General features: G+C 65.6%; 1 protein-coding gene. It reads right to left on the bottom strand.

Annotated elements, in window-relative coordinates; genetic code table 11:
- Window positions 1–445, bottom strand: a 445-nt coding sequence (locus V6E90_RS21530) for a proton-conducting transporter transmembrane domain-containing protein (protein WP_332606411.1), incomplete at both ends; no start/stop codon positions are given.

Raw genomic sequence — 445 nt, 5'->3', positions numbered from 1 at the left:
ACCAGGACCAGCACGGCGGGATACCAGGGGTCGGCGCGGACCAGATCGCCGGAGGCCAGCACGCGGTCCATGTCGTAGCTGCCTACGATATGGCCCAGGATCAGCACGCCGGCCAACAGGCACAGGCCGCCCGCGCCCGTCACCGTCAACGCCATGCGCGCGCCGCGGCGGGCGTCCAGGCGGTGGTGCCAATAGGCGATCAGCATGAAGGAAGCCAGGCTGGTCATTTCCCAGAACATGACCAGCTGGATCAGGTTGCCGGACAGCACCACGCCCAGCATGGCCGCCATGAACGCCAGGAAAAACGAGACGAAGCGCGGCACCGGGTCTTCCGGCGACATGTAGTAGCGCGCATACAGCACGACCAGTGCGCCCATGCCGGAAACGATCAGGGCGAACAGCCAGGCGTAACCGTCCATCCGTAATGTGAATTGCAGGCCCAGGG

The sequence above is a fragment of the Acinetobacter sp. ESBL14 genome (assembly GCF_036668815.1).
Taxonomy (GTDB): Bacteria; Pseudomonadota; Gammaproteobacteria; order Pseudomonadales; family Moraxellaceae; genus Acinetobacter; species Acinetobacter gyllenbergii.
Note: the sequence above shows the minus strand (reverse complement) of the source record. Positions and strands in the feature narration are given on the sequence as shown.